This window comes from Bisbaumannia pacifica (genome assembly GCF_007989625.1).
GTDB lineage: Bacteria > Pseudomonadota > Gammaproteobacteria > Pseudomonadales > Halomonadaceae > Bisbaumannia > Bisbaumannia pacifica.
On record NZ_BJUK01000084.1, the window covers coordinates 1 to 6757 of the forward strand.

Below are 6757 nucleotides of genomic sequence, written 5' to 3' on the forward strand. Positions count from 1 at the left end.
CGCCGGCCTGGTCATCCAGGCGGATCAGGGTGCGGTTGGCGCTGTTGCCGAGGTCGGCATCTAGGTCATGAATGATATCCAGCTTGGCGTAGCCGTAGATATTGGCGGTGGTCTCGCCGACCTGAAGCTCGTAGGCCTGGGAGGCGCCGGCGATCGCCAGGGCCAGGGTGGCGGTCGAGAAGAGTCCGGCTTGCTTGATCTTATTGTGAGTCGTCACGTCTTGTTCCTTGTTTGCTTGCGTGTCGTGACTGCCTTCGGGCAGATTTTATTTTTCTATGAAAACACCCCGATATTTCGTCGAATATTCGCTCTTCATCCGGAGTGATCGCTGAGAACGGTATCTCGGTGCGACGTTGATGACAATGATGTGATACCTAGACAAAGGTTGTGTATGAAAATATGTAGCGCAATTTTATGGCCCTCCGGGCGCATCGACGTCCTGGCTCCGCGCATGGGCGGGTGAAGGGCTAGGTGAGGCATCGGTGGCTTAGGGTGTAGGCTGGGAAGCGATTCGTGCTAAAGGAGAGGCCGCCGGCGGGCGATATAGCAACGGGGCCTGGCATAAGGAAACGGGATGCGATTGAAATGGCGTTGGGGGAGCTGCCTCGGTCTGGGGTCTCTGAAGGGGCGTCTGCTGCTGGGGCTGACGGCTACTTGGCTGGTGGTGCTGCTGGGCGTGCTGACCTTCGGCTGGCAGCTGGGGCGCGACCTGGTCCAGGGGCTCAACGGTACCCATCTGCGCTATGAGGCGCGGCTGATCGCCGACGACCTCTCCGCCGAGATCGACAAGCGCCTCTCGGCCCTGGAGCGCTTGGCGCCTTTGCTGGAGGGTGAGGCGCGGACTCCCGAGGCGATACGCGCCGAGCTCCACCGCAACGATGCGCTGCTGGCCTGGTTCGATGGCCTGGTGGTGTCGGATGCCGAGGGGCGGATTATCGCCGACTGGCCGGTGGTCGCCGGTCGCGTTGGCCTGGAGACCAGCGCCCGGGATTTCTTTCGCCTGCCACATCGGTTGAGGCGCCCGCATATCAGCGAGCCCTTCGAGGGGCGCGCCAGCGGCGAACTCCTGGTGATGATCAGCCTGCCCCTCGAGGACGAGGACGGGAATTTCCTCGGTGTGCTGGGCGGCCTGGTCGATCTCAACCGGGGGAGCCTCTTCGATCGGTTGCGGCGTATCCGCCTGGGCAAGCGGGGCTTCGCCGCCGTGGCCTCCGCCTCGGGGACCATCCTCTACCATCCGGATAACGCCCTGATCCTGCAGTCGGTGCCGGGGCCCGAGGTATCGCCCTGGGCCGACTTGGCCCTGGACGGTTGGGAGGGGGTCGCCTATGCCCCCCTGTTGAACGAGGAGATGTCGTTGCAGGCCTACCGGCAGATCTGGGCGGCCAACTGGGTGGTGGGCATCTTCCTGCCGCAGAGCGAGATGGAGTCGGCGCTGCAGGCGTTGATTCGTCGGCTGGGCTGGGGTGGGCTGATCGCCGTGCTGGTTATGCTGCCCCTGCTGATCTGGCGGGTAGGCCGAGTGTTGGCGCCCTTGCAGCAACTGGAACGACAGATCGATGAAGTGGGACTGGGCGAGCGTGCCCGAGTGCACCTGGATGCTCGCCTGGAGGAGCTCAACCAGGTGGCCGCCACCTTCAATCGGGTCGAGCGGGAGCGCTCGGCCACCCACGCCACCCTGCAGGAGCGCCAGGCCTTTCTCGATGCGGTCCTGGGCTCGACCCCCACGGGCATCTTCGTCACCGACCCCGATGGCCGAACCACCTATATGAATCCGGCGTTGCGGGCCCTGGTCGGGCAGGACGGCGGCGAGGCGGGCCAATGGCATATCAACCTGCACCCCGAGGAGCGCCGGGACGCCCTGGACCTGTGGCACCACACCCTGAGCAGTGGCGAGGAGTTCCTGCGCCAGTGCCGCTTCTGCCAGGCCGACGGCAGCGTGCTATGGCTGGAAGTGCACGCCACGGCGGTCACGGTGGAGTCGCGACGGCTGGGGTTCGTGGGCATGGTCAAGGACATCACCGAGCGTCGCGAGATCGAGGCCCAGCAGCGCTGGGAGGCCGAGCATGATCCCCTGACCGGCCTGCTCAACCGGCGTGGCTTCGAGCGGTGCCTGGAGGAGGCCTGGGGCGACTGGTGTCATCAGTCGCAGCCCTCGGCGCTGATTCTCTTCGATCTGGACCACTTCAAGCCGATCAATGACGAAGGCGGCCATGCCCTGGGTGACGAACTGCTCCGCCGGCTCGCCGAGGTGCTCAAGGCCCAAGTGCGCCGCAGCGATCAGGTGGCGCGGCTGGGTGGCGACGAGTTCGCCATCCTGATGCCCGGCTGTGACCCGGACCAGGCGCTACCGGTGGCCGAAGGGTTGCGTCGGGCCGCCGCCGAGGTGGCGGTGGAGAAGGCGGGGCGTCGCTATGGCATTACCCTGAGCCTCGGCGTGGCGGGCTTCGAGACCGGCGATGGCGGCATCGATGCGGCCCTGAAGCGAGCCGATGCGGCCAGCTACCGGGCCAAGCGACTGGGCCGTGATAGCGTGCAGGTGGCGGTTCTGGACTAACTCGGCTCGGGTTAGCGGCTATCGCTCAGGGTGTCCATTAGGTGTCCGCTGGGCACCTCGGCATTCAGTGGTAGGGGAGGGGGGGATCGAGAAACCGCTCTAGAGTGCGGGGCGGCATGGCGCCCCCTGAAGGATTCGAACCTTCGACCTATCCCTTAGGAGGGGATTGCTCTATCCAGCTGAGCTAAGGGGGCGAGCCGCCAGGATTATACGGATCCGCGGCGGGGAGTTAAACCCGGCAGACGCGGCTTTCCCTCTTGAGCGGAAAGCGGGGGGGCGTGTCGGGGCTGAGGTAGCGCTTGACGATCTCGCTCTCGGCCATGGGGCGGCCGATATGAAAGCCCTGGGCCAGGTCGCAACCCAGCAGGCGCAGGGCCTCCAACTGCCCCTCGCTCTCGATGCCTTCGGCCAGTACCTGCAGGCCCATGGCGTGACCCATGCGAATGATGCCGCTGACGAATTGCCGTCGATCCTCCCGGGCTTCCACGTGGCGCGTCACGGTGCGGTCGACCTTGAGGGTGTTCAGCGGCAGCTGGCTGACATAGGTGATCGAGGAGATCCCCGAGCCGAAGTCGTCCAGGGCCACCTGGGCCCCCAGGTTGCGGGTCTCCTGAAGCAGGCCGCAGGCCAGGTCCAGGTCATGGAAGTGGGTCGACTCCAGCACCTCGGCCACCAGGAAGGGACGCCTCAGATCGTGGCGGTGACGCGATGAGGCCAGCGACTCGACGATGGCGCCGGTCTCGATCTGATCCTGGGAGAGGTTGACGCCGATGGCGATCTCGTGGCCTTCGACATGGAAGCGCTTGGCCACCCGCGCCGCCTCGTCGATCAGCCAGCGGCCATAGGGCAGGCTCAGCGACGACTGGGTGATCACGTCCATGAAGTGCTGGGGACCGAGCACGCCTTTCTCCGGGTGACGCCAGCGGGCCAGGGCCTCGAACCCGATGATGTGCTGGCGATGGATCGACAGGATCGGCTGGAAGAAGAGCTCGATCTGGCCCGCGTCGAAGGCTGTCTTGACCAGGGTATAGGCGTCCTGGCCCGCGCCTCGCTGGTCCAGAGTGTCGGCCTGGGCCAGGCGGTTCTTGCCCTGTTGCTTGGCGTCGTACATGGCGGCATCGGCGGCGTCCAGCAACTGGGCGGCGCTGATCTCGTGACTCGAGGTAAAGGCGATGCCCACCGATACCGAGACCCTGACCAGCTCGCCGTTGTCGAGCTGGTAGGGGCGGATGATATCGGCCATCACCTTCTCGGCGACCTTGGCGGCCTTGTCGGCGGTGCCCAGGCCGGTGAGGGCGATCACGAACTCGTCGCCGCCGAAGCGGGCGGTCAGGTCGTTGGCGCGCATCAGGTGCTTGAGGCGGCGGCTGATCTCGATCAGCAGCTCGTCGCCGCAGGCGTGGCCGAAGTTGTCGTTGATCGGCTTGAAGTCGTCCAGGTCGAGAAACAGCACCGCCAGGCCGCTCTGGGTGTACTCCAGGCTGACCAGCTGGCTCTCCAGCAGGGTATTGAAATGCTCGCGGTTGAACAGCCCGGTGAGAGGATCGTAGCTGGCCATGCGCTCGAGGCGCGCCTGGTTGAGGCGGCGCTGGGTAATGTCGCGAAAAACGCCGATGTAATTGGCGATACGTCCGCTCTCGTCGCGAATCGCCGAGATGGTGGTGTTCTCGATCAGCTGGCTGCCGTCCTTGCGGGTGTTCCAGATATCGCCGCTCCAGAAGCCGCGGCTCTCCACGGTGGCAAACATGCTCTCGTAGAAGCCGGAGTCGTGCTTGCCGGAAGAGAGCAGGTTGGGCTTCTTGCCCAGGGCCTCCTCACGGCTGTAACCAGTCAGTTCGGTGAAGGCCGGGTTGGTGTCGATAATGCGCTTGTTGGCATCGGTGACCAGGATGCCGTCATGGGTGTTGTTGAAGACCGCCTGGGCCAGCTCCAGGCGGTTCTGGTGCGCCTCGCGCTGGCTGACATCGCGATGAATCCCGATCAGGTAACGACGCCCGTCCCCCAGGCAGAAGCGCGATAGGCTCAGCTCGTTGTGGAAGAGTTCGCCATCGCGGCGTCGGCAGGGCAGGGTCAGGGTGAAGGGACGGCCATCGCGCAACGCGCCTATCAGGGCCCGGCGGTGTGTCGCCTCCAGCTCCTCGGAGTCCAGCAGCGGGCAGCCACTCCCCAGCAGCTCCTCCCGGGCATGGCCGGTAAGGCGCTCGAAGGCGTGATTGACATAGGCCAGCCGGCCGCCGAGGGTGTCGCCCTCGCTGATGCAGATCGCCAGGCTGGGGAAGTCGAGCAGCGTGCCGAGGTCGCCGTGGAATGGGCTCAAGAGGTCTCTCCCTGGGTGATGCAAAGGCCTGAGTCGGGGGTTATCGTTTTATCGGCGAATGATCAGTATAACTTTAATGAAATAGTGGCCTTTTCGGATAACGACTTGAACATTCAGTCTATTTGATCATGCTGATGGTTCGGGTGGAGGCAAGGGAAGGGTGATGAAGGATCATGAGTACCGTCGCCATGACGGCCTGGGGCTGGCGGCCCTGATGCGCAGCGGGGAGGTCAGCCGCGAGGAGGTCGTCGAGGCGGCCTGTACCGCGATCGACCTGGACAACCCTCAACTGGGTGCCGTAGTGCGTCGACGCTACGAGCGTGGGCGGGCCGAGGCCACCGAGGTGGAGCCCCGCTCGCCCTTCGCCGGGGTCCCCTTCCTGACCAAGGACCTGCTGATGGGGCTGGCGGACGAGCCGCTGAGCTTCGGCAGTGCCGCCCTGGCCGATTGGTGCCCCGAGGCGGATGCCACCCTGGTCAAGCGCTTTCGCCAGGCCGGCCTGGTGATCCTCGGCCAGAGCGGCTGCCCGGAGCTGGGGTTGATGGGCATCACCGAGCCCAAGGCCTTTCCCCATCCGGTCAATCCCTGGGGGCGCGACTACTCGCCCGGCGGCTCCAGCGGTGGTGCCGCCGCCGCGGTAGCGGCGGGCCTGGTGCCCCTGGCGGGGGCCGGCGATGGCGGCGGTTCGATCCGCATTCCCGCCAGCCAGTGCGGCCTCTTCGGCCTCAAGCCATCCCGCGGCCGGGTGCCGCTGGGCCCCGCCCATAGCGAGGTATGGCAGGGAGCCGTGGTCGAGCATGCCCTGACCCGCAGCGTTCGCGACAGCGCCGCCCTGCTGGATGCCACCAACGGCATGGATGAGGGCGGCCCCTATCCGGTGCGCCATGAGAGCGGCTTCCTGGCGGCCCTGGAGCGCGCCCCCGAGCCGCTGACCATCGCCGTGTCCCTGGGCGAGCCGCTTGGCGCGCCCCTGGGCGCGACCCTGCATCCCGAGGTGCGCGAGGCAGTGGAGGCCGCGGCGCGGCGCTGCGAGGCCCTGGGCCATCATGTGGAGTGGTGCGATCCGCCGGTGGATGGCGGGGCCCTGGCGCATAGCTACCTGACGCTCTACCTGGGGCACCTGAGCGCCGACCTGGCATGGGTCGCCGAGCAGACCGGCGTCAGGGAGTCGCGGCTGGCGATCGAGCCGGCCACCCGCGCTATCGCGCGTCTCGGCCGCCACCTCAAGGCTCGCGACTATGAGTTGGCCAAGCGCCACTGGAACACCCTGGGGCGCGCCATGGGCGCCTTCCATCGCCGCTTCGACCTGCTCCTGATGCCGGTGCTTAGCGCCCCGCCGCCGCGGCGCGGCAGCCTTTACCCGAGCCGCTGGCGGGAGGCACTGATGCGCCTGCTGGCGCTACCCGGCGCCTCTGCCCTGGCCCTCAAGGCGGGCGGGCTCGACGCCCTGGCCCGGGAGTCGCTGCGTTACTCGCCCTTTACCCAGCTGGCCAACCTGACCGGCCAGCCGGCCATGTCGCTGCCCTTGCATATCACCCCGCAAGGGCTACCGGTGGGGGTGCAGTGTCTGGGCCCCATGGGTAGCGAACGGCGCCTGCTGCAATTCGCCGCCCAACTGGAGCGGGAGGTGCGCTGGGCGGCGCGGCTGCCCCTGGAGGTACGGCGCGAGCCGCGCCCCGAGGTCGACTCCGCGAGCGAGGCACCGGTCGCTCCCGAGGTTCGCCGCGAGCCGCACAGCGGGTAAAATGATTGCCCCTTGACCTCAGGAACTGCCCCTTGCCCAGCGACGCGCCCCTCTCCGTCCATGGCGACCGCCACTTCGAGGGCCTGGCCGAGAAGTTCTCCGCCGGTCTCTACGGCTCGCCGCGCGGCGCCCTGCGCCT

The 6757-nt window shown here is 66.8% G+C and carries 4 protein-coding genes and 1 tRNA gene; 2 read left to right on the plus strand and 3 right to left on the minus strand.

Features of this window, described 5'->3' with window-relative positions:
- Positions 1-217, minus strand: a 217-nt coding sequence (locus HPA02_RS17860; RefSeq protein WP_222594016.1) for a hypothetical protein, incomplete at its 3' end; no start/stop codon positions are given.
- Positions 218-574: 357 nt separating this feature from the next.
- Between HPA02_RS17860 and HPA02_RS17865 the strand changes: the two genes are divergently transcribed.
- Complete coding sequence (locus HPA02_RS17865) at positions 575-2557, plus strand: sensor domain-containing diguanylate cyclase (RefSeq protein ID WP_146804561.1); 1983 nt, start codon at positions 575-577, stop codon at positions 2555-2557.
- Positions 2558-2674: 117 nt separating this feature from the next.
- Here HPA02_RS17865 and HPA02_RS17870 read toward each other — a convergent pair.
- Positions 2675-2751 (minus strand) — tRNA-Arg (locus HPA02_RS17870).
- Positions 2752-2786: 35 nt separating this feature from the next.
- On the minus strand, positions 2787-4874 hold the full coding sequence (locus HPA02_RS17875; protein WP_186810026.1) for a putative bifunctional diguanylate cyclase/phosphodiesterase: 2088 nt from the start codon (positions 4872-4874) through the stop codon (positions 2787-2789).
- A 163-nt stretch (positions 4875-5037) separates the two neighbouring features.
- Between HPA02_RS17875 and HPA02_RS17880 the strand changes: the two genes are divergently transcribed.
- Positions 5038-6618, plus strand: coding sequence for an amidase (locus HPA02_RS17880; protein ID WP_146804563.1), 1581 nt, complete (start codon positions 5038-5040; stop codon positions 6616-6618).
- Positions 6619-6757 lie beyond the last annotated feature (139 nt).

Coding starts and splice junctions, on each gene's coding strand:
- HPA02_RS17865 (WP_146804561.1), top strand. CDS start 575: ATGCGATTGAAATGGCGTTGGGGGAGCTGCCTCGGTCTGGGGTCTCTG.
- HPA02_RS17880 (WP_146804563.1), top strand. CDS start 5,038: ATGAAGGATCATGAGTACCGTCGCCATGACGGCCTGGGGCTGGCGGCC.